The organism is Halostagnicola sp. A-GB9-2 (assembly GCF_030068615.1).
Lineage (GTDB): Archaea > Halobacteriota > Halobacteria > Halobacteriales > Natrialbaceae > Halostagnicola.
On record NZ_JASJOC010000006.1, the window covers coordinates 127,281 to 147,629 of the forward strand.

At 60.5% G+C, this 20,349-nt stretch carries 24 protein-coding genes and 1 pseudogene; 18 read left to right on the forward strand and 7 right to left on the reverse strand.

Annotation, left to right across the window (positions count from 1 at the left end; translation table 11 throughout):
- Window positions 1-66 precede the first annotated feature (66 nt).
- Window positions 67-510 carry an acyl-CoA thioesterase gene (locus tag QNM96_RS15330; protein WP_283837442.1) on the forward strand — a complete coding sequence of 148 codons (444 nt, stop codon included), beginning with the start codon at window positions 67-69 and terminating at the stop codon, window positions 508-510.
- A 264-nt stretch (window positions 511-774) separates the two neighbouring features.
- Here the strand turns inward: QNM96_RS15330 and QNM96_RS15335 are convergent, their stop codons facing one another.
- On the reverse strand, window positions 775-1,557 hold the full coding sequence (locus QNM96_RS15335) for an HAD-IIA family hydrolase (protein WP_283837443.1): 783 nt from the start codon (window positions 1,555-1,557) through the stop codon (window positions 775-777).
- A 136-nt stretch (window positions 1,558-1,693) separates the two neighbouring features.
- Here QNM96_RS15335 and QNM96_RS15340 point away from each other — a divergent pair, with 136 nt between their 5' ends.
- The gene (locus QNM96_RS15340; protein WP_283837444.1) at window positions 1,694-2,167 is read left to right on the forward strand and encodes a hypothetical protein; all 474 of its coding nucleotides are present in this window, start codon (window positions 1,694-1,696) and stop codon (window positions 2,165-2,167) included.
- A gap of 49 nt (window positions 2,168-2,216) precedes the next feature.
- On the opposite strand, the gene QNM96_RS15345 is transcribed toward QNM96_RS15340, so the two are convergent.
- Window positions 2,217-2,366, reverse strand: a complete 150-nt coding sequence (locus QNM96_RS15345; protein ID WP_283837446.1) for a rubrerythrin-like domain-containing protein — start codon at window positions 2,364-2,366, stop codon at window positions 2,217-2,219.
- 216 nt (window positions 2,367-2,582) lie between these two features.
- On the opposite strand from QNM96_RS15345, the gene QNM96_RS15350 reads away from it, so the two are divergent.
- Window positions 2,583-2,717 (forward strand): rubrerythrin-like domain-containing protein, encoded by a 135-nt coding sequence (locus tag QNM96_RS15350; protein WP_283837447.1) that lies wholly within the window; start codon window positions 2,583-2,585, stop codon window positions 2,715-2,717.
- A 74-nt stretch (window positions 2,718-2,791) separates the two neighbouring features.
- Here QNM96_RS15350 and QNM96_RS15355 read toward each other — a convergent pair whose 3' ends face one another.
- Window positions 2,792-3,604, reverse strand: a complete 813-nt coding sequence (locus QNM96_RS15355; RefSeq protein ID WP_283837449.1) for an MOSC N-terminal beta barrel domain-containing protein — start codon at window positions 3,602-3,604, stop codon at window positions 2,792-2,794.
- A 394-nt stretch (window positions 3,605-3,998) separates the two neighbouring features.
- Between QNM96_RS15355 and QNM96_RS15360 the strand changes: the two genes are divergently transcribed.
- The 15 genes and pseudogenes from QNM96_RS15360 (at window position 3,999) to QNM96_RS15430 (ending at window position 16,093) form a co-directional block, all read left to right on the forward strand.
- Window positions 3,999-5,510 carry a phosphoenolpyruvate carboxykinase (ATP) gene (locus tag QNM96_RS15360; RefSeq protein ID WP_283837451.1) on the forward strand — a complete coding sequence of 504 codons (1,512 nt, stop codon included), beginning with the start codon at window positions 3,999-4,001 and terminating at the stop codon, window positions 5,508-5,510.
- 113 nt (window positions 5,511-5,623) lie between these two features.
- Window positions 5,624-5,809 (forward strand): HEWD family protein, encoded by a 186-nt coding sequence (locus QNM96_RS15365; RefSeq protein WP_283837452.1) that lies wholly within the window; start codon window positions 5,624-5,626, stop codon window positions 5,807-5,809.
- A gap of 87 nt (window positions 5,810-5,896) precedes the next feature.
- Entirely contained in the window at window positions 5,897-6,199 is a 303-nt protein-coding gene (cutA, locus tag QNM96_RS15370) for a divalent-cation tolerance protein CutA (protein ID WP_283837454.1), read from the forward strand.
- A gap of 144 nt (window positions 6,200-6,343) precedes the next feature.
- On the forward strand, window positions 6,344-6,820 hold the full coding sequence (locus QNM96_RS15375; protein WP_283837455.1) for a 50S ribosomal protein L11: 477 nt from the start codon (window positions 6,344-6,346) through the stop codon (window positions 6,818-6,820).
- Between the two features lie 169 nt (window positions 6,821-6,989).
- Complete coding sequence (gene tnpA / locus QNM96_RS15380; RefSeq protein ID WP_345782536.1) at window positions 6,990-7,310, forward strand: IS200/IS605 family transposase; 321 nt, start codon at window positions 6,990-6,992, stop codon at window positions 7,308-7,310.
- Window positions 7,223-7,981: pseudogene (locus tag QNM96_RS15385) on the forward strand (transposase); the annotation flags it as partial. The gene tnpA and the pseudogene QNM96_RS15385, both read left to right, overlap by 88 nt.
- 105 nt (window positions 7,982-8,086) lie before the next feature.
- Window positions 8,087-8,377: an amphi-Trp domain-containing protein gene (locus QNM96_RS15390; RefSeq protein WP_283837456.1), complete on the forward strand. Its 291-nt coding sequence runs from the start codon at window positions 8,087-8,089 to the stop codon at window positions 8,375-8,377.
- Between the two features lie 185 nt (window positions 8,378-8,562).
- Entirely contained in the window at window positions 8,563-9,195 is a 633-nt protein-coding gene (locus tag QNM96_RS15395; RefSeq protein WP_283837457.1) for a 50S ribosomal protein L1, read from the forward strand.
- Between the two features lies 1 nt (window position 9,196).
- Window positions 9,197-10,240 (forward strand): 50S ribosomal protein L10, encoded by a 1,044-nt coding sequence (locus tag QNM96_RS15400; RefSeq protein WP_283837459.1) that lies wholly within the window; start codon window positions 9,197-9,199, stop codon window positions 10,238-10,240.
- A gap of 14 nt (window positions 10,241-10,254) precedes the next feature.
- Window positions 10,255-10,608: a 50S ribosomal protein P1 gene (gene rpl12p / locus QNM96_RS15405; protein WP_283837460.1), complete on the forward strand. Its 354-nt coding sequence runs from the start codon at window positions 10,255-10,257 to the stop codon at window positions 10,606-10,608.
- A gap of 147 nt (window positions 10,609-10,755) precedes the next feature.
- Entirely contained in the window at window positions 10,756-11,997 is a 1,242-nt protein-coding gene (locus QNM96_RS15410; RefSeq protein ID WP_283837461.1) for a tripartite tricarboxylate transporter permease, read from the forward strand.
- A gap of 90 nt (window positions 11,998-12,087) precedes the next feature.
- Window positions 12,088-12,894 carry an N-acyl homoserine lactonase family protein gene (locus QNM96_RS15415; protein WP_283837462.1) on the forward strand — a complete coding sequence of 269 codons (807 nt, stop codon included), beginning with the start codon at window positions 12,088-12,090 and terminating at the stop codon, window positions 12,892-12,894.
- Window positions 12,891-14,204 carry a hydroxyacid-oxoacid transhydrogenase gene (locus tag QNM96_RS15420; protein WP_283837464.1) on the forward strand — a complete coding sequence of 438 codons (1,314 nt, stop codon included), beginning with the start codon at window positions 12,891-12,893 and terminating at the stop codon, window positions 14,202-14,204. The genes QNM96_RS15415 and QNM96_RS15420 overlap by 4 nt, the downstream gene beginning before the upstream one ends.
- Before the next feature lie 65 nt (window positions 14,205-14,269).
- Window positions 14,270-15,280: a PLP-dependent cysteine synthase family protein gene (locus QNM96_RS15425; RefSeq protein ID WP_283837466.1), complete on the forward strand. Its 1,011-nt coding sequence runs from the start codon at window positions 14,270-14,272 to the stop codon at window positions 15,278-15,280.
- Between the two features lie 102 nt (window positions 15,281-15,382).
- Window positions 15,383-16,093 carry a hypothetical protein gene (locus QNM96_RS15430; RefSeq protein WP_283837468.1) on the forward strand — a complete coding sequence of 237 codons (711 nt, stop codon included), beginning with the start codon at window positions 15,383-15,385 and terminating at the stop codon, window positions 16,091-16,093.
- A gap of 21 nt (window positions 16,094-16,114) precedes the next feature.
- Here QNM96_RS15430 and QNM96_RS15435 read toward each other — a convergent pair whose 3' ends face one another.
- The 4 genes from QNM96_RS15435 to QNM96_RS15450 all read right to left on the reverse strand — a co-directional run bounded on the left by QNM96_RS15435 (window position 16,115) and on the right by QNM96_RS15450 (window position 20,333).
- Window positions 16,115-17,005: an alpha/beta fold hydrolase gene (locus tag QNM96_RS15435; protein WP_283837470.1), complete on the reverse strand. Its 891-nt coding sequence runs from the start codon at window positions 17,003-17,005 to the stop codon at window positions 16,115-16,117.
- A complete protein-coding gene (locus QNM96_RS15440; protein WP_283837471.1) occupies window positions 17,002-17,634 on the reverse strand; it encodes a DUF5804 family protein in 633 nt (210 codons plus the stop codon). Before QNM96_RS15440 ends, QNM96_RS15435 begins: the two co-directional genes overlap by 4 nt.
- Before the next feature lie 128 nt (window positions 17,635-17,762).
- Window positions 17,763-18,866 (reverse strand): DUF354 domain-containing protein, encoded by a 1,104-nt coding sequence (locus tag QNM96_RS15445; RefSeq protein ID WP_283837472.1) that lies wholly within the window; start codon window positions 18,864-18,866, stop codon window positions 17,763-17,765.
- Between the two features lie 288 nt (window positions 18,867-19,154).
- Window positions 19,155-20,333, reverse strand: a complete 1,179-nt coding sequence (locus QNM96_RS15450) for a tRNA sulfurtransferase (RefSeq protein ID WP_283837473.1) — start codon at window positions 20,331-20,333, stop codon at window positions 19,155-19,157.
- Window positions 20,334-20,349: the final 16 nt, after the last annotated feature.

The window sequence follows — 20,349 nt, forward strand, 5'->3', positions numbered from 1 at the left end:
GTGAATCAGCAACGTCCGTCGTGCCGTGTCGAGAGATTGATTGCAACCCCCGGGAAACACCGACCGATGACTGATCTCCTCGAGACCGTGGTGGAAAACCGCGAGATGGTCCAGCCCCACCACGCGAACATGCTCGACGTCACTCACGGTGGGAACGTGATGAAGTGGATGGACGAGGTTGGGGCAATGGCCGCGATGCGGTTCGCCGGCGAAACCTGCGTGACCGCGCGCGTCGATCGAATGGACTTCGAACGACCGATCCCGGTGGGGGATACGGCGTTTATCACCGCGTACGTCTACGACGTCGGGTCCTCGAGCGTGAAGGTACGGATCGTTACCGAACGCGAGGATCTCCGGACGCACGAACGAGAGAAAACGACCGAATCATACTTTGTGTACGTGGCTATCGACGAAGATGAAGCGCCGACGACCGTCCCCGAACTGACCGTCGACACGACAGAGGGCGAACGCCTCCGGGAGGAGGCGCTCGCGGGCGAAAACGGCAACTAGTCGACTCCGTTACCGGTCTCGACCAGTCGGATCCATCGCTGACTCCAGCTATCCAGTCGGCTACCGGTTTCGATCGCGGCCGCCGGTAAATAGACTCTCGCCGCCGGCGCACCTATTGTCGCCACCAGTACGCCGATAGTCGGCAGTGACACACCGATCGGCAGGCTAGCGACATACCGATCGACAGGTCACCGACACGCGGTCTGGTTGACAGCTGTCCGAGGACCGTTCCGTGTTCGTTTCGGAGAAAAGAGACGAGTTGCGCTACTCCAATAGCTCCCCAACCTCGCCGAGCGACTCGAGAACGTAATCCGGTTCGACCGCTGCGTCCTCGAGGTCACCGCGTTCGGTAACGCCGGTGAGGACGGCGGCTGTCGTCATTCCGGCCCGGTTTCCGAGTTCGATATCGGTGTTGAGCCGGTCGCCGACCACGAGCGTTCGTTCCGGCGGCGTCTCGAGCCGGGAAATTGCGGTCTCGGCCGCCATTTTCGACGGTTTTCCCAAAATCGAATCAGGTTCGCGGCCGGCGACGGCCTCCATCGCGGCGAGAATCGTCCCCGAACCGGGGATTTCCCCCTCATCCGTCGGGATGGTCACGTCAGGATCGGTGCCGTAAAACTGGGTGTCGCCCTCGAGTGCGCGTAACGACTCCCAGATCGTTCCATAGGAGAACTCCCGATCGAACGAGCCGAGGACGACGTCGCTCTCGTCGGGATCGTCGGTTACAGTGAGATCGTGATTCTCGAGAATGGCTCGTAATCGGTCGTCGCCGACCAGGAAGATGGATTCGCCGGCGTGATTCGCCTGCAGATATTCGGCCGAAACGAGTGCGGACGTCAGAACCGATTCCGATGCGATATCGAGCCCGTGTGGCTCGAGTTTCGCTCCGTAGTGGGCCGCTCCTCGGGTCGGATTGTTCGAAAAAAGCAATCTGTCGATCCCCGCGTTTTCGAGGGCGCGGAGGCCGTCGATCGCACCGGGAATCAACTCCTCGCCGCGAACGATCGTTCCGTCGACGTCGAGGATCGCAGCCTCGAAGGCAGTCATTATCCCGGTAAAGGGGCGTCCACCGGTTGAATTTTCGGGTTCCGGTTGCGCGCGTGCCCTTGTCTCGAGCGACCAAGCAGTACTCGGCGGGTTCGAGGTGGGAATTCTTATCCGGAGACGACGCGAAGGATCGGTTATGGGACTTGAGGTCGAGCCGCCGGATCCGCCCGAGTTGTCGTTCGTCGATCCGAACGAGTACGACGACGCGACGATCAGCGGTGGAGATGAGAATACAGATATCGACTACCGTCGCGAGGAACTACAGGGGTTCCTCAAGGAGGGAGCGTGGGAGGAAGCCTTCGACGAGTGGCTCGAAGACACGGATCTCGATGAACGGGAGTTCGGGATCGCTCGTGATCTCGACCTCTTCGTCGAGTTCGATTTCTTCTGGGACGATTTTGCCGATCGAGTCGGCTATCACGCGCCGGGTATCGCCGAGGACTGGCAGGCGCGCGAGTATCACCCCGAGCTCGATTCGTGGGGAACCGTCTCGTCTATCAACGCGGAGCTCACGGAGTTCGGACAGATCGTTTCCGTCTTGCTAAAAGAGGAATACATCGACTGGGAAGCCCAGTACGAACCGCCCGAGGATCTTCCCGATTTCGACTGATCGGTCCTGTTCGCGAGCCCTCGATTCGTGGACGATCGACCGACGGTTCTCACTCTCGAGTGACGCCGATGTTCAACACCGCACCGTGGCACTTCGGACAGAACCCGATCGAAGTCGACGTCGTTTCTCGATGTCCGCAGGCTCGACACTCGTACGTTCGCTTGTTCTCGTTCGGCGTGTACGGATCTGTATAGACCATACTGTACGGGCGAGTAAGTTTACCCAAAAGCGTTGTGTGGGTGTACTTCGGTGGGCGATTGAACAATAACTTCCGATAATATGGCGTAATATAGTGGACGATTGTGCAGTACTTCCATCCGGCCCGCGGTAAGACTGGTTGGAATTCGGATCGATCGCGACTCAAGCAATCCTGTGTGTGAAAAGAGTTAACATGGGTCAATTGTTACAACGACATATGTCCCGGCCCGTCCAACTCGAGTACGAGTGTTTCAGGTGCGGGCGACGAGAGACGGTTGACGACGCACTTCTCAGTGAGTGTCCCCGGTGTGGTGGTGACATGCGGAACGTGGATCGGATCCAAACGTATTGATCGGCGACGAAAAGATGGCTCGAGTATCCCGTCAGCGATGAGACGGTATAACGCCAACGCGTCTCCAACAGCCCTCAAGATGTCGTAGGAGCTGAATCCGGTTTCGGTTCGCCGGCCGTAATCGACTCGCCGGTTACGAGGCGATTCCCCCAGACGGTTTCGGGGACCCGCGTGTTAACCATTAGCCGGAAGTAGTGATCGAACCACGCCGGATTCGCCCACTCCGGAAGCGTCGCTTCGCGCCGTTCGACGAATCGATTCTGAAAGCTGTCCGTTTGCGCTCCCGTATCCGGATCTCGTGTCGGAACGACGCATCGTTGGCACGGGTTGACGCCGTTGATCGTACTCGAGCCGATCTCGAACGGAACGACCGTTCCCGGCTGATCGTAGAGTCGATCCTCCCAGAACGGTTCGACGCCGCTGATCTCGAGGTTCGGCCGGAGCCGCCGACGCATCTCTGTAGTATCGATTCCCTCGAACCACGATGCGACGGCTTCGAGGGTTCCGGTACTGATGACGGTCGGTCCCGATGCGTCGGTATCGTCGGGAAATCCGCCTTCGTCGGCGCGGACGACCTCGACGTCGTAGCCGAAATAACACGTCAGCCACGAGCCGAAATTGTCGCGATCAACCTCGAGGTGAAACGAGAAACTGTCGCCGGTGGCGTGTTCCCAGATCGTGATCGTCTCGCGTTCGAGGTCGTACTCCGCACGTAATCCGTGAATTTGTCGCTCCCGCTTGCCGTTGACGTAGTTCCCGTCCTCGTCGACGATCGCGTAACGGCGGTCCCATTCCAGACCTCCGTGTTCCCGAATCGTTGCCGCTTCTACCGGCGTACAATCCAGTGATTTGACGGGATAGACGAGTATTTGCTCGAGGTGAGCCATTGGCTGTACTAATATGATCCACCCTGAAATCAGTATCTGTAACGATTATTTTATTGCTTCCAACCTCGGTTTGGGTGAGCCGATCAGCAGCCTGGGCTCTTTCGTCTGACCCGTGAGAAAATCGACGGCTCTGACCCTCCTCCGAACGAAGAGTATTCCTCACCGCTTCGGCGTGAACGACTCGATTACGTGTGCTAAAAGATCTTATTTCTGTCTCGAGTAAATACTCATAACTACCAGTACTATGACTATATATTCCCAAAACAGGATTCCACTAGTTGAGCCCCTAAATCGGTAATAACTCCCATATGACAGCTACAATTAGGGTAGGTTGTGACACACTCAATTCAGAAACCTCCGGGTTTATGCATCAGGATGTTGGCTGGTTACGTATATGTCCGAAACCGGGACGGAGTCCCGTCCGCTGGTCAGACAGCTTCCCGATCCATCCACGGCGTCGAACGTCCGATACAACCCGTCACTTGAGGCACTGCGAGAACTCGCGAGCCCCAACGAGACGACGACCGAATACGGGTCGCCGTCGTACGTCAGCGAGTTCCGTTCCCGAAGCTCCGACCGGACGAAAAACGCGATCGATAGCGAGTTTTCAGACGACGATTACGACCTGCTCGCCGACGCCGTCGAAATCGCGGACGAGCGGGACATGCTCTGTATCGACCGCCTCCTCGGTCGTCATCCCGACGCAACGTTTTGTTGTCGACTATTCGTGCCGGTCGAGCACGCTCGAATCGCGCTCGCGTGGGCCAAGCTGTTCGAGCCGGCCGACGGCCGCGATCCCGATTTCTCGACCATTCAGCTTCCCGATTACGACGAGCGGACGATCCGCGTCTTGCCCGACGACGGGTTCACCGCCGTCCTCGGCACCGATTATCTCGGCGAGGCCAAGAAATCGTTCCTCCGACTGTTCATGCGACGGGCCAAAGAGCGCGACGGACTCGGCCTCCACGCCGGGAGCAAGCGCGTCCGCGTTCGCGACGAAGACGACGACCTCCGAATCGTCGGACAGGTCTTCATGGGTCTCTCCGCGACGGGTAAGTCGACCCTAACCTCCCACGGCTGTTGGCTCGAGGATCCCGAGGGGGCGGTGATGCTACAGGATGACGTCTGTGCACTCTTGCCCGACGGGTCCGTCGCCGGAAGCGAAGGCGAAGGACTGTTCATCAAAACGATCGGCCTCGATCCCGACGAACAGCCCGGTCTCTACGAGGCCGCAACCGACGAATCAGCCGTCCTCGAGAACGTCGCCGTCGACGACGACGGAACGGTCGACTTCGACGAACCCCGCTATACGTCCAACTCCCGGGCGGTCGTCCAGCGCGAGGAACTCGAGAGTGCGGACGAGGAAATCGACCTAGATCGGATGGATCAAGTCTTTTTCATCACGCGAAATCCGCTGATGCCGCCGGTTGCGAAACTCGACACCGATCAGGCCGCCGTCGCGTTCATGCTCGGCGAGTCGATCGAAACGAGCGCCGGCGATCCGTCTCGAGCGGGCGAGTCGATCCGCGTCGTCGGAACGAACCCGTTCATCATCGGTCCGGAGGGCGAGGAGGGGAACATCTTTCAGGACCTTATCGAGACGCTCGACGTCGACTGCTACGTGATCAACACGGGCTATCTCGGCAACGAATCGAAGGATATCGGCGTCACCGAGTCCGTGACCGTCCTCACCGAAGTCGCTCGCGGCACAATCGACTGGGCCGACGACGAACGGACGGGACTGACGATTCCCGAATCCGTTCCGGGCCTCGACATCGAGGAGTACTACGTTCCGGATCACGTCGACGAGTACGACGAGGCGCTCTCGAATCTTCGGGCCGACCGTCGTGCGTACCTCGAGGAGTTCGACGAACTTCGCGAGGAAATCGTCGACGCTGTCTACTGACCCGGTTGTCACCTGTTCAAGTCGGTACTGTATTTATCACGATCGTTCGACGATTGAAGCAGTGTTTGCCGAACACAGTCACGATTATATGCGTTGAGTTCTCATAGCCGCTAATGAGCGTCGAACTTCGAACCCCGACCGCCCGCGTCTGCGAGCGGTGTGGTCGCGGCGAACAGTGGGACGAGAACCTCGAGGCCTGGCAACTTGCAACCGAAGACGGCAAAAAACAGATCGGAAATCCTCATTGTCTCCACGAATGGGACATCAACGGTGCGTTCAATCCGTTTGGCGGAAACTGATCCGATTGCCTGGCGTCGACCGGTGACGTAGCCACAGCCGAACTCGAAGCGTGAACACTTTTCTCCGACTCGAGCGTAGTCGGTCCCGTGCCGACAGTCTATCTCACTTCGCCGCCGAAGTCAGCCAAAGCGATTTCGGAAACGTTGCTCGAGGAGCGTCTCGTCGCCTGCGTGAACCAGTTGTCCTCGGAATCGGTCTACCGCTGGGAGGGTGAGGTGCACCGGGACGAAGAGGTGATCTTGCTCGCGAAGACGACCGAGGATGCGTACGACGACCTTCTCGCCCGCGTTCAGGAAATCCATCCCCACGAGGTGCCCTGCATCGAGCGATTCGATGAGGACCACGTTCTCGAATCGTTCGCGACGTGGCGAGCGGAGAACGTCGACTAGCCGCCGACCGGGGCCGCCAGCGCGGAGCGGATCCGTTCCGTTCGATATCTGCCAGTCCGTTCCGTTCGAGCCCTGTCAGACAGTCACAGGATCGGACTACCCGAAAAAGCAACCCTTAAAACTCGAGCGAGGATTGATTGGGGTATGGCTGGAACCATCGAAGTGCTCGTTCCGGGTGGCCAGGCGAACCCTGGCCCACCGCTCGGTCCCGAGCTCGGACCGACGCCCGTCGACGTACAGGCGGTCGTCAACGACATCAACGAACAGACTGAAGCGTTCGACGGCACCGAAGTACCCGTGACCGTCGAGTACGAGGAGGACGGCTCCTACTCGATCGACGTCGGTGTGCCACCGACGGCCGCGCTCGTCAAAGACGAGGCCGGCTTCGAGACCGGAAGCGGCGAACCGCAGGTAGATTTCGTCGCGGATATCTCCGTCGATCAGGTCAAGACGATCGCAGAGCAGAAACATCCGGATCTGCTCGCCTACGATACGAAAAACGCCGCCAAAGAAGTCGTCGGCACCTGCGCCTCGATGGGCGTCACCATCGAAGGCGACGATGCCCGCGAGTTCAAGGCGAAAGTCGACGACGGCGAGTACGACGACGTCCTCGTCGAATAACTCCCGAGCTCGCGACCGAGCTCCGCGGATTTTCGTTGTTTCCGATTCGTTAGCCGTCGGATTGTCGTTTGTCGGGTTCTTCGTCAGTCACTTCCTCGAGGGGATACGTTACGTAAAACAGGCGCAAAGCCTCGCCCTTTAGAGGCATGGCAAGACGCTCTACTGCCACATAGTATTTATCCCGAAATCTCTCAGAGCCGAAGGTTCTGCGGACATCGCGGAGCAAGGCTCCGCTCAGTATCGGGAGCCGCGTCTTACGGGTGCAACGAGAGAACGCCTCAAAACCATCTTCGCGGAGATATGCGACGACAAAGACCTCGAACTCGTCGAGGTTGAAACCATGCCCGACCACGTTCACCTGTTCGTGGGAAGCCCGCCGCGCAACGAACTATCGTTGCTCGTCAACTGGCTGAAAGCTTCCAACCTGTCATCACCCCTGATTTTCGGCAGGGTTCACCACTGGCGGACGAAACCGCCGCTCTGGACGTAGGCGCAAACAACATCGTAGCGTGTTCGGTTTCGACCGGTCAACAGTACCTCTACGAAGGACGCTCCCTCTTTGAGCGGTTCCGCGAAACCACCGAAGAAATCGCCCGCCTACAGTCGAAGTTGCCCGAAGGACGCTACAGTAGCAACCGTCTCCGGCGGCTCTACCGGAAACGGACGCACCGACGCGACCACGCGATAAACGCCGTTGCCCGCGACCTCGTAGAACGGTTGTACGAGGAGGGCGTGGCGACGGTGTATGTGGGCGATTTGACCGGCGTGCTGGAAACGCACTAGTCGGTCAGAGTGAACGCGAAGACGCACAACTTTTGGGCGTTTCGAGCGTCTATTAACCGTTTCGCGTGCGTCTGAGAGGAATACAGCATCTCGCTCGAAGCCCGGGCGGAAGCGTGGACCTCCCAAGAGTGCCCCGACTGTGGGGAGCGAGAGGCGACTGTGCGCTACGAGGATACGTTGACGTGCTCGTGCGGTTTCGAGGGGCACGCGGACCTCACGGCTTCAGAGACGTTCTTAAAACGCGAAGTGAGCGGTGGAGTCGGGCCGATGGCACGGCTTGCACGGTTCAAGTGGGACGACCATTCCTGGTCAGCGTCATCACGCGCTTGTCCCAACGAACAGCGTGCGAACCCGCAAGTCGCCTCCGTGTATCGGTAGCCGAACCCAACGGAGGAATCTCGTCCCTTTAGGGGCGGGAGGATGTCAAAGTTGCTGGCAAATTCAAGGACGGCGATTATTCATCTTCGTTCAGAAAAGGAATCCATGAGCGACGAAGAGGAGATCGAAGTCGAGTACGAAGGGACGCTTTCGCGCGAAGACATCGCAACGCACCTCGAGACGTTCGCAGAGAACCTGCGCGAGTCCGGCGACTTCGATATCGAAATCGGCGACAACACCGTTTCGATCGCCCCGCCCGATTCGCTCGAGTTCGAGGTCGAACTCGAGGACGAACCGGAAGACGGCGGCGTCGAGCGAAGCATCGAATTCGAACTCGAGTGGATGCGAACCGACGAGGAGGATCCGCTCCCCGATTCGAAGGAGTTCGAAGACTAATCTGTAGACCAATCGGAAAGCGTAGTCCCATCCGGTTGCCATGCAGTCCCCTCTCATCTCGTCGTGGTCCCGCGAGAGCGTGGTTCGACGGGTTTAAGTTCGTCATGGGACTTCTCTCAAAGGAGACAGGCTTCGCCTGTTTCACTGACCCGTAGGAGCATCCCTGCGTACTACGGAGGTGAACGATGGCAAACTCGGATATTGAAACAGCAGTCGCTCGAGCGCTCGAGGACTCACCGGATCGGAACTTTACCGAAACGGTCGACCTCGCAGTTAACTTGCGCGACCTAGACCTAGACGAACCGTCGAATCGTGTCGACGAGTCCGTCGTCTTGCCGTCCGGAACCGGCCAAGAAACTCAGATTATCGTCATCGCCGAGGGAGAAACTGCAGTCCGCGCAGAAGAAGTCGCGGACGACGTTCTCTCGGGCGACGACGTGGCCGATCTGGACGACGACGAGGCCAAAGACCTCGCAGACGAGACGGACTTCTTCATCGCCGAAGAGGCGATGATGCAAGATATCGCACGGCACCTCGGGACCATTCTCGGTCCGCGAGGGAAGATGCCGGACCCGCTCTCGCACGACCAGGATGTCGTCGAGACCGTCAACAGACTCAAGAACACGGTTCAAATTCGCTCCCGGGACCGGCGCACGTTCCACACGCGCGTCGGTGCCGAAGATATGGAGGCAGAGGATATCGCCGACAACGTCGACGTTATCCTTCGCCGACTGCACGCCGACCTCGAAAAGGGTCCACAGAACATCGATTCAGTCTTCCTGAAGACGACGATGGGCCCGTCCGTGGAGGTGGCCTGAGATGAGCGCAGAAGCCGAGCGCAAAACTGAGAACCTTCCACAGTGGAAAGAAGAGGAAGTCGCCGAACTCTCGGAGATCATCGAGAACTACGAGAGCGTCGGCGTCGTCGGCATCGCCGGCATTCCAAGCAAACAGCTCCAGGACATGCGCCGCGGTCTCCACGGCACCGCCGTGGTCCGCGTCAGCCGAAACACGCTTCAGACCCACGCACTCGAGAAAGCCGGATTCGACGAACTCGTTCCTCATATTGAGGGACAGGTCGGTCTGGTTGCGACGGATAGCAATCCGTTCGCACTCTACAAGGAACTCGAGGCGTCGAAGACCCCCGCCCCGATCAACGAGGGCGAGGTTGCCCCGAACGACATCGTCATCCCGGAGGGTGACACCGGCGTCGATCCGGGGCCGTTCGTCGGCGAACTGCAGAGCGTGGGTGCCAACGCACGCATCGAGGACGGTTCGATTCAGGTGATGGAGGACTCGACCGTCCTCGAAGCCGGAGAAGAGGTCTCAACTGACCTCTCGAACGTTCTCAACGAACTCGGTATCGAGCCGAAGGAGGTCGGACTCGACCTTCGTTCGGTTGTCGCCGAGGGCGTCCAGTTCGATCCCGAAGATCTCGACATCGACATCGAAGCCTACGAGAGCGACGTGGCCACCGCGGCCGCTCGTGCACGGAACCTCGCGGTCAACGCGACGTTCCCGACCGAGTCGACCGCACCGACGCTCATCGCGAAAGCGACGGGCGAGGCCAAGAGCCTCGGCCTGCAGGCGTCGATCGAATCCCCGGATCTCGCCGACGACCTCGTGAGCAAAGCGGACGCACAGCTTCGTGCGCTCGCCGCCCAGATCGAGGACGAAGAGGCGCTTCCGGAGGAACTCCAGGGTGTCGAGGCACCGGCTGTCACACAGGCAGAGCCCGACGAAGACGAATCGGCTGACGATCAAGACGAGGAGTCCGACGCTGACACCGAAGACGAAGCGGACGACGAAGACGACGATGACGATTCCGGTGGCGGCGAAGGGCTCGGCGAAATGTTCGGTTAATAGAGGTTACAACAATGGAATACGTATACGCTGCACTCATCCTGAACGAAACGGACGAAGAGATCAACGAAGACAACCTGACGGACGTGCTCGACGCAGCCGGCGTCGACGTCGAAGAGTCTCGAGTCAAGGCGCTTGTCGCCGCACTCGAGGACGTCGACATCGACGAGGCCGTCGACGAGGCCGCCGCAGTTCCTGCCGCGGGCGGCGCAGCAGGCGGCGCAGCCGCAGCAGGCGGCGCTGACGACGGCGGAGACGAGGAGGCCGCTGACGAAGGCGGCGACGCCGATGCAGGTGCCGACGATGAGGACGAAGACGACGAGGACGAAGGCGACGGCGGCGAAGGGCTCGGCGAACTCTTCGGATAACTCGTCTCTAAACGATTCAATCCCGTTATTTTCTTTCAACGATAACGCGATAGCTCCGGCTCCGTCTTACGCGATTTTCACTCGTCGGAGACTCGATTCTCACTGGCCGTCCGAGAATTGATAACCGATTCCGCGGCCAGACCGGGTATGGCCGTCTCCGCACTCGAGTTGCTCACGGATCCAGCGCTTTCGGCCCGGTTAGTCGCCTGGGTTCTCGCGGGGGTTGTACTCGGAAGTTGTAGCGGCTTGATTCCGGGATTGCACGCGAACAATTTTGCACTGTTGCTTGCGGGGGTCGCTCCGTCGATTCCAGGGCCGCCGCTTTTCGTCGGCTGTGCAATGCTCGCGGCAGGTGTCGTCCACACGTTCGTCAACGCGGTTCCGGCGATGGCACTCGGGGTGCCCGACGCGGAGATGGCGATCACCGCACTCCCTGCCCATCGAATGGTGATGGATGGCCGGGGTTACGAGGCGATTCGACTCTCCGCGCTTGGGAGTATCCTCGCCGTGATCGCGGCCGTCCCCCTCGCGCTTCCGATCACCTGGGGCGTCACCGCCGCCTATCCGACGATCCGTTCGAATCTTCCGCTCGTGCTGGCGATGGTCGTCGTTGCGCTGGTCGCCTCGGAGTACACGTGGAAACGCCGTTTCGGCGCGATGCTTTCCTTTACACTCGCCGCCGCACTTGGCGGGCTCACGCTCGATCTCGAGCCGGACTCGCCCCTCGAAGCCGGCGGGATGCTCGCGCCGCTGTTCGCGGGGTTGTTCGGCGCACCCGTCCTGATCGACGCGATCCGCGGCGGCGGGGTTCCGTACCAACACGACGAGGAGATTCGACTGTCGCGTCGACTGGTCGGCCTAACGGCGCTCGCGGGCGCGTTCGCTGGAGCCGTCGTCGGCTACATTCCCGGTATCTCCGCGGCCATCGCGGCGGTCGCCGTCCTCGTTCTCGTTCCGGGCGAATCGGGTGACAGGGGGTACATCGTCGCGACGAGCGGCGTCGACACGGCAAACTCGATTTTCGCCCTCTTTGCGCTCGTCGCGATCGGACAACCCCGAACTGGCGTCATGGTCGCCTTCGAAAACGCGAACGCGCCGCTCGAGCTTCCGATCTTACTCTTGAGTATCGTACTCGCCGGCGTCGCCGGATTCCTTCTCGTGATCGTTATCGGAGACTTCTACCTCGAGTTCGTCGGCCGGCTGTCCTACTGGAAGATTTCGACTGCCGTCCTCGGCCTCCTGCTCGTGCTCTCGTATCTCTTCACCGGGTTCGTCGGCGTCGGCGTGTTCGTCGCTGCGGCCGGGATTGGCATGGTTCCGGTACGGCTTCGCACTCGACGGGTGCACCTGATGGGCGTTTTGATCGGGCCGCTGATGATCGGGTTTTGAGGCCATAGTATACCGCCACCTCTTGCAACTGACTTGAACAACACGAACGATTATGTATTATTCCGGTGTAGCGAGTCGAGGTGTCTCATCATGGTTGATGCTACCATCGACGTCCTGTATCGAGGCGCGCTCGAGTGCGATCAAAACTACATGATCGAGGGCCAGACGCTCGGAACGAAAGCCGAGCCGAATCCGGATCTCGACTACGAGGAGATCCCCGTCTGGAACCTCGTCATCGACCACCCCGAAGGGACGATCCTCTGGGATACCGGCTCGCATCACGACGCGCTCGAGGGCCATTGGCCCGAAGAACTCGCACAGGCGTTCTATCCGTACGACGCGGCCGAATACCCGCTTGACGAGGTCCTCGAGGAGAACGGTTACGGACTCGGTGACATCGACTACGTGTTCCAGACCCACCTGCACCTGGACCACGCCGGCGGGTTGGAGTTTTTCGACGGCACCGACGTACCGATCTTCGTCCACGAGCGCGAACTCAAGTTCGCCTACTACAGCGCGAAGACCGACAAGGGAAGCGGCGCGTACATCCTCGAGGATTTCGATCACGACCTCAACTGGCGGATCCTCCACCAGGATCGGGAACGCCACTTCGAGGACGTCGAATTCGTTCGCTTCCCCGGACACACGCCCGGTCTGACCGGGACGATGATCCACCTCGACGACGACGGAACGGTCGTCTTCACGGGCGATCAAGTCTACCAGTCGCCCAATTACGAGGACGAAGAACCCCTTGGTGCGTCGCTCCTCTGGGGCAAAACCGAGTGGTTCGACAGCCTCAGGCGAATCAAATCGTTCGAACGGCGATACGACGCGGAGGTCGTCTACGGTCACGATACCGACCAGTTCGAGGAGATTCAGGACGGGTGGGGCAAATGAGCTACGAGCGGTCGGTTTCTGCTGAAAGTCACGCAATCGAGCCCGAAACCGTCTGGCACCTACAGATGCCCCAGATCCGATTCGGGCGCGACGCGGTCGAGGAACTGGGCTTTCAGCTCCGAGACCTCGGCGTCGAGGAAGAAGCACGCGGGCTGGTCGTTACGGACGAGAATCTCCGCCAGATCGGTCACGTCGGTCGCGTAACGGACCACCTCGAGGACGCCGGCTACGACGCCACCGTCTGGGACGGCGTCGAACGCGAACCCTCGATCGAGGTCGTTGACGACTGCATCTCGTTCGTCCGCGAGAACGAAGGCGGGGACGGCTACGATTTCTACATCGGGTTCGGCGGCGGGAGTTGTATCGACGTCGCCAAAACGACGCGTGCGGTGATCGCCAACGGCGGCGAGGTGCTCGATTACATTGCCGAGCCGACGGGCGATGGCGAGAACCTGACTGAGTCGGGGCCGCCGCTCGTCCTCATGCCGACGACGGCGGGAACCGGTGCCGAAATCTCGCCGGTCGCGATTCTCTCCGTGGAAGAAAAAGACATCAAGGAAGGAATCTCGAGCAACCACATTCGCGCGGACGCGGCCGTACTTGACCCCACGTTCACGACGACGTTGCCGCCGGACACGACGGCGAAAACCGCGATGGACGCGCTCGGTCACGCAATCGAGGGCTATACGACACACCCCTTCGACGGATTGCTCCGCGCCACGGATCCGCAGGAACGACCCGTCTACGCGGGCCGAACGGAGCTCACCGAGATGTTTTCGGAGAAGGCGATCGACCTGCTCTCGAGCAACGTTCGAACCGCCGTCCACAACGGCGACGACATCGAGGCTCGAGCGGGCATGTTGAAGGGTGCGTTGTTCGGCGCAATCGCGGGGCTCACCGCCGGAGCGAGCCTCTGTCACGCGATGGCCTACCCCGTCGGAAACCGATATCACACCTATCACGGCGAAACGATCGCCGTCCTCACGCCGGCTTCGACGCTTGGCTACAACGCCGCCAGCGATCCCGAACGGTTCGCGGAGGTGGGCAGACTATTGGGCGTCGACACGGGCGGGATGGGGGACAGAGAAGCGGCTGATCTCGCTCGAGATGCGTACGTTCGGCTCCAGCAAGACCTCAACGTCATCCCGAGCGGCCTCAACGAACTTGCGGGGATTACGGAGGAAGACGTCGACTGGCTCGCGAGCCAGACCGTCGAGACCCAACAACGACTGCTCCGGTGCAATCCGCGACCGGTGACCGAGGCCGATGCCGAGGCCATCTTCCGGGACGCGCTGTACAACTGGGACTAAAATACACCGGCACGTCCTGCCGAGGTCCAGCACCGGTTTACGTCTCGACTCCATAGGCGATTTTAATGAAGGGGAGCATCCTGGATACCATCGGATCGCCGCTCGTCCAGGTGGACTCGCCGGAGGGTGTGACGATCGCGGCCAAGATCGAATCGTTCAACCCCGGCGGGTCGGCCAAGGATCGACCGGCGCGAGAGATGGTGCGAGCGGCCGAGCGCGAGGGACTGATCGAGCCGGGCGATCGGCTCGTCGAGCCGACCAGCGGCAACACCGGTATCGGGCTCGCCCTCGTCTGTGCCGCTCGAGACTACGATCTCACGATCGTGATGCCGACCTCGAAATCTGAGGAGCGACGGCGAATCATGTCCGCCTACGGAGCTGACCTCGAGTTGGTCGACGGCGAGATGGAGGACGCTCGCGAACGTGCGGACGAACTCGAAGCCGAGGGCGCGATTCAACTCGGTCAGTTCGAGAACCCGGCCAACCCGGAAGCGCACTACCGAACGACGGGTGAGGAAATCGTCGAACAGGTCGGCGAACGCGAAATCGACGCCCTCGTCGCCGGCGTCGGCACCGGCGGAACCCTCTCGGGGATCGGTCGACGACTCCGCGAGGAGTTTCCAGAGATGGACGTTGTCGCCGTCGAACCCGAGCGCAACGCCGTTCTCTCGACGGGCGAATCCGGAAACGACGAGTTCCAGGGAATGGGGCCGGGATTCATCAGCGATAATCTCGACCGGGAACTGATCGATTCGGTAGAAACGGTTCGACTCGAGGACGCAGAAGACGAGTGTCGGCGGCTCGCTCGCGAGGAGGGCATCCTTGTCGGCCAGTCCAGCGGCGCGACGAGTCTGGCCTCTCGACGCGTCGCAGAGCGCATCGCCGAACCCGAACTGAACTGCCCCGAGGTGCCGGATGCGTTCGACGCGGAACCACAGCCGTCGCCGGAAACCCGATCCGACGGTAGTGGAACACTGAGCGGGGCGGGCTCCGGTGAGTTCGACGACTGTCCGCTGGTCGTGACGGTCTTCTGGGACAGCGGCGAACGGTATCTCTCGACCGGGCTGTTCGACTAACTGCCGTCGTGGCGGTGGCACTCGGAATGGGAACCGTTCGATAAAATACCTTTTTCAGCTAGCCTGAGATACATAACCGCGAACAGTGTAGCGTCACCTATCATGTCACGCCCTTCAAGACGTCACGTCATCGCCGGTTCGATTGGATTGGTCGCACTCACCGCAGGCTGTTTGGATAACGGTGGACTGGCCTCTTCACCCGACTCGACGGCAGAGAACGAAATCGGCTCGAACGATGGGGACAACGGCACCGAAGACGACCAAGACGACGATCCGTTCGAGTTCGAACCCGTCGGCTTCCGACACCCCGATCGACCCGAAACCCCCGAGGCAGACCTGCTGAGAACTGAAGCCGACGCCGAGGACTGGGCCGAAGAACGCGGTCTCGAGGCCGACGAGGACGTTTCGGCGTTCATCGCAGAGACGGATTTCGACGGCTCGAGGGTACTTTCGCTCGAGGGAGGCGCGACGGATCTCTGTTACGAAATGGTGCTCGAAACCGTCGAACTCGATGACGAAACGGTGACGATTCGCGGCTACGTCACCGACGAGGAGACGGATGGTGATATGTGCGCCCAACAGATCACTGCCGTCGGCGCGCTCGTCCGAGCGACGGTCGACGACGAACAGCCGTCTTCGTTTTCGGTGACGATCACCGACGCCGACGGGAGAGAGTACGGAACCGGGATTGCCACCGACAGCGCCAGCGATGAGGGATCAGAAACCGGCGATGAAGGGTACTTCGGTTCCGCTACGGGCTCTGATCAAGCGGGCGGAAACACAACCAGCTCCGAACGAGACGACTCGAGTTAACTACCCGGGTAGAAGAAACAATCAGTCATCGGTACCGTTCTCGAGAAATTCTCGCAGAATTTCGTTGAACTCCTCTGGGCGTTCGCGGGGAGCCCAGTGACCACAGTTGTCGACGAGCTCGAGTCTCGAATTCGGAATCAGTTCGTGGGCGCGTTTCGACCACCGAACGGGAAAGAGCGGATCGTCGACGCCGTGGACCAGCAACGTCGGAACCGAAAGTGACTCGAGTTCGTCGGTGAAATCCGTTCGAGCCTCGCCCTCTGCGGTGAGTTCTGCGCGCTGAAAGGCTTCGAAGGCCTCGCCAGCACCCCGTTGGCGCGCTCGAGATCGAAACTCGTCGACGAAGTTGGGGTCGAGATCTGACGGGTTCGCGACGACGTTTCCGAGCGCCAGTCGCGTCGTTTCGCTCGAGACGCTCATCGCCGTCCAGCCGAGCGAGTTCGCGCCGGGAACGTGTGCCGCCCCTTTGAAGAACGAACCGCCGGGGATCCGCCGTCCGAGCCCGTAGCTGTCGACGAGACCCAGTGCGTCGACGTTCTTCGGATGCCGGAGTGCGTAGCCGAGCGCGCCGGCACCGCCCATCGAGATGCCGACGAGGGAGACCGACTCGTCATCGAGGTCGGTTTCGGCGAGAAACCCCCCGAGGACGGAAACGTAGCGGTCGATCGTCTGCTCGCCGATCGGGGTGCTGTCGCCGTATCCCGGCCAGTTAGGGGCGTATACTCGGTAGTCGTCGGCGAGCGCGTCGATCGCGTGTCGCCAGGAGAGCGTCGCGTCGTCGACGCCGCCGCCGTGGAGCAAGACGACCGGATCGCCGCCGGACGTTCCGGCGCGACGGTAGCTCAGCCGAACGTCAGCGTCGCCGGGCTTGCCGATACCGGAAACAGTCGTGACGCCGGTGCCGCCCGTCATCGGGTAAATTCCGATTCGGTGAGTCGAACGACGAGTGTTTCTTCGACATCCCTGAGGTCGTACTCGGGGAGGTCGCCGTCAATTCGGCGAACGTACAGCGGCTCGACCAGTTCCTTCGGCCCGAACGCTGTCGTGACGGTTCGTTCTGTATTCGACCCCTCGGGATCGTCCGCAGAGTCGGCTTCGGGGCCCGTCGGTCGAGTCCGTCTCGATCCACCGTCGGATTCTCCGCCGCCATCCGTCTCCGAATGTGGCGGCGTGTCGGTTCCGTCGCTCTCGTCTTCCCGAGAAGCAGGTGTCTCGAGGCCGTACACCTTGCAGAACTCTCCCGTAGTATCGGGGTCGATATCGCCGTTTCGAAGCTGTTCGGCAAGCTGACGCGACAGCCACTCCTCATCGTCAATGCTCGGCTCCTGAACGAGGCATTCGTCGACGAATCGAGTGAGGTACCACTGCAGATCGTTGAGCAACGAAACCGCGGCTCCGACGCTTACGGTTCGAACCGCAAGTGCGTTCTCGAACGGACGTTCGAGATCGTACGTCGCCAGCGCGTCCCTGGAGGTCTCTCGAGAGAGCAGTTCGTACTGGAGGTTCACACCGTCTTCTCCGATGAGACAGACGCGGGTCACTGTTGGGATGTGTGCGGGACTCGGTAATGTGGGTTTCGCCTCTGGCCCGGTTTTCGATCGGTACTGAAGCCGAAATATCTGTTCCGAACGGTCTCGTCGACGAAGGGCTCCCATCGAAGCGATTTTCCTTACTGGTTTGGGACCTGCGCCGTCTGCGGCCGTTTGGAGCTACTCGAGACGACTCGTTCGACGTTTCCGCGTGCCTCGGCGACGTCGACGATCAGTTCCGTGAGGTTGACGAGACCCCCGACGTAGGCATCACGGCGTTCGCGTCGACGGCTGCGAACGCTCTCGTCTCGAAGGGACTCGAGCGCTCGCGACTTGACGTGCTCGTATCGATCGCAGTCCTCGATCAGTCCCACATCCTCGAGCGCGGCGAATTCTCCGAACTCTCGGTCCTCGGTCCCGCCGTAGCGGATGGCCGGTGTTCCGAGGAGACCCGCTTCGGTGACGATCGTTCCGGTGTCCGCGACGAGGAGATGGGCTTCTCGGATCGCATCGTGGATCAACGCGGGATGGAGATCGTACTCGCGCGCCGGTAACTGTCGGAGGTCCATCGTCCCGGCCTCGTCGGAGACGAAGACAGTCGCCTCTTCAGAGAGCGAGGTGAGAAGGTCCTCGCGTTGTGCCGGCGAAAACCCCGCCGCACCGACGTCGTGGAGTGCATCAAAGGCGTTGAACCGTACGATCGCGTACCGTTCGTCGTCCTCGACACCGAGTCGATCACGGATATCCGGAATCGGTTCGTAGACCGCTGGATGGAGGTACGCACACTCTTTGAACCCGTCGAACGTGTAGTGGTCCGACCCGAGATCTCGCCGCGTGACGTGTGGGGTGATGATCGCGTCGGCGAACGGCTGCGAGACGGTGTGGTTGAAATCACCCGGCTCGTCGTCGAGAAGCAACACCGTGTTCGCCGTCGTAATCGTTCCCGAAAACGCGGCGTAGGGCCCCCGTCCGAATATCACGTCCGGTTGAAACCGTCGCGCTTCGAGCGCGATTTCTGTGAGTTGCCCGCCCAGTTCGCGGGCGAACTCGAGCCGAGAGTATGCTGTTGTTTCGTGGCTACCGTACACTCTGTATGTGATACCAAAAAAATCCAGAAGGTCAGTTGTGCATCCATACTCACGGGCCAGAACGAGGACGTCGTGGCCTCGTTCGGTGAGTCGGGAGATGGCGTTGCTGTACGTGTGGGCGTGTGCCGGCGTATTCGCGAAGATCAGAACCCGCATCGAGACGACCTTGCCACTATCAGCCCTTTGTAATTAGAATGGTACAAATGGCAGTACCAAGTTGTGTCAGATGTACATACAATAGTGAATAGCTATAGGAGGGTAACCGATCCGAAACGGTCGAGTAACTGTATCATATCTATCTATATCCGGCGCTTACGAATTTTCACTCTTCGTCCGGAGACCAACGAACAACCCGCTTCGCGGACGACTACTACAGTATGTCTATCCCAACGTCGAGAACCTCTCTGATAAGTGATGTCTCGGAATTTCAGGACGAGGAGGATATCAAGGTTCGATCAGCTCTGCATCCGTGGCCGCCGTCGTTGCACGTTCGAGTAGGTCGTCCGGTTCGGCCGCCAACAGCGGCTCGAGTTGCGCGTTCGTCTCGGCCCGGTCGGGGGCGACCCGGTTACAACCCGCGTCGATCGTCGAATCGGTGTACGTGCCGATTTCGCGGGCTTTCGCGACGATATCCTGTTTGTCCCAGGTGAGGAGGGGTCGGTGGATCGGCAAATCCGTTACGCGGCTCGTCACACCCAGGTTCTGTGCGGTCTGACTCGATTTCTGCCCGATCGCCTCGCCGGTCACGATACCGCTCGCACCCGTTCGAGTGGCGGTTTCCTCAGCCACTCGATAGAAGAACCGTCGAAGCGAGAGCATTCGCCCCTCCTCCATTCGCTCGACAAGCTTCGAAACGACGTCACCACCGGGAACGCGATAAACGCGCATATCGAAATCCGGCGCGTACCGCGAGAGCGATCGAACGGTTTCCATCGCTCGAGCCTCGTGATCGATCCCGCCATAATCGCCGAGATCGACGTAAATTGGGATGATCGGCGATCCGCGTTTCATGATCTCGTAGGCGGCAACCGGCGAGTCGATTCCGCCGCTGACCAGCGTGACCATCGGTTCCTGCGAGCCGAGCGGGAGACCGCCGGGCCCGGAAACTGAATCGAGGTAGACGAACGCCTCTTCGTCGCGAATCTCGACACCGAACGTGAGATCCGGATCGTCGAGATCGACTTCCGGCTCAAACTCGTCTTCGACCGCCTCCCAGATGACGGTGCCGCCCTCTCGAGCGAGGTCCTCGCTCGTGTATGGAAGCCGTTTGTCCGCCCGTCTGGCGTCGACAGCGAAGGAGCCGCCGTCGTAGTGCTCTCGTGCGGTTTCTTCGAGTACGTCGTAGATTTCGTCCCGCTCGGGTGGAAGGGTAACGGCGGCGCTCGCAGAGACCACTCCGAAGGTCGTCGCCGCGGCCTCGACGGCCTCCGCGGTGTCGGCCTCGTCAGTGGTGATCAGCGGTCGATGCCACCGTCGATCGACCTCACCGGAAACCGACCGGTCCTCGAGTGCGGCCTCGAGATTCTCGACGAGAATCCGGAGCATGTACCGCTTGACCGTCGTGCTTTTAGTGTTTAGGTCCCCGTGGCGAACGAGGACGGTATCAGCGCCCGGCGGGTGCATAGGATTCGATAGACGG